Source organism: Variovorax sp. Soil_C_19, from assembly GCF_057657255.1.
Map to the genome: position 1 here is coordinate 1 of NZ_JBDGIV010000033.1, position 1332 is coordinate 1332.

The 1332-nt window shown below is 62.3% G+C and carries 1 protein-coding gene; it reads right to left on the minus strand.

Annotated elements, in window-relative coordinates:
- Positions 1–136: 136 nt before the first annotated feature.
- The gene (locus AC3A6R_RS27080; protein ID WP_487866175.1) at positions 137–1243 is read right to left on the minus strand and encodes an IS5 family transposase; all 1107 of its coding nucleotides are present in this window, start codon (positions 1241–1243) and stop codon (positions 137–139) included.
- Between the last annotated feature and the right edge of the window lie 89 nt (positions 1244–1332).

Below are 1332 nucleotides of genomic sequence, written 5' to 3' on the forward strand. Positions count from 1 at the left end.
CAGGCTGTTGAATTTCGGCCTTGGACGCCGATGCTGGTACTGGCGACGTGGTTCGTGGGGATGTTTACCGGCTGTTTGGCTGCGGCGTTGCGCGCTGGGGACGGCTCAATCGCGTCTTGAGCGGCGGTGCTGCGCCTTATAGCGTCGTCGTTTGCGGCATCGAACTGAAGATCCGAGCGATTCGCACGATGTTGCTCGCAGTCATCGTCAGTTTGAACTGCTGATCCACACGCCGCAGCCCGCGGAAGACCGTCTGGCGGATGCATCCCACCGTCTTGCCCCAACCGAAGTGCTCTTCAATGCGCTTTCGTTTCGTCTGGCTCACCGCGTAGCCGGGGTGTCGAGTCGTCCTCGCATCGATTGCGCTGCCACCCCAGCGCGTCGTGTGACTGGCCACGTGCGGCGTGATGCGCCGCTCGCGACATGCCTGCACGAAGTCGCGCGTGTCGTAGGCTTTGTCCGCGGCGATTGTTCGGGGATGCCTGCCCGGCAGCGTGTCCAGCATCGCCAGCGCCGCAGCGCGCTCGCCGTATCCGTCGGCGTGCGTGACCACCGCGCCAACAACCAAGCCCGATCGATGCTCCATCAGCACATGGCCTTGGTAGGCAAGGATGGCTGCCGTGTTGTGGCTCTTCCTGAAGAGCCGCGCATCAGGGTCTGTGGTGCTCTCATGCGTGGCGTTGCTGCGCGCCTTGCCATGCCAGTCGGCCTGCGCGTTGCGCCCGCCGCCGTCGCCCGGGCCGTCGTCTCCCCCGTCCTTGGGCGTGAAGCTCTTGTGGCTGGCCCAGGCCTGGATGAGCGTGCCGTCCACCGAGAAGTGATCGCGGCTGAGCAGGTTGCGCTTGTCGGCCAAGGCCATCACCTCAGTGAAGAAGCTCTCCACCACGGCATGCTCAAGAAGGCGGTCGCGGTTCTTGGAAAAGCTCGAGTGGTCCCAGACCTCATCGTCGATGGCCAGTCCGATGAACCAGCGATACAGCAGGTTGTAGCGAATCTGCTCGACCAACTGACGCTCACTGCGCACCGAGAAGAACACCTGGATGAGCATGGCCCGCAACAGCTTCTCCGGAGCGATCGATGCGCGGCCCGTGTCGGCGTAGATGAGATTGAACAAGCCATTCAACCGCCCCAACGCTTCATTGACCAAGCCTCGGATCGGTCGCAGCGGGTGGTCTGCGGGCACGAAATCTTCGAGCTTGGCCACCGTGAACAATGCCTCTTGCATCCCGTCTGATCCACGCATCGTCTTCACTCCATGATGAGCATGAACACGGTATCAACAACGATGACCCTGTAGGCCCCGTTTACACAGGGGAGAAATTCAACAGCCTG

What these genes read in the sequence shown, in the direction of transcription:
- AC3A6R_RS27080 (WP_487866175.1), bottom strand. Translation starts at nt 1,243, where the DNA reads ATGCGTGGATCAGACGGGATGCAAGAGGCATTGTTCACGGTGGCCAAG.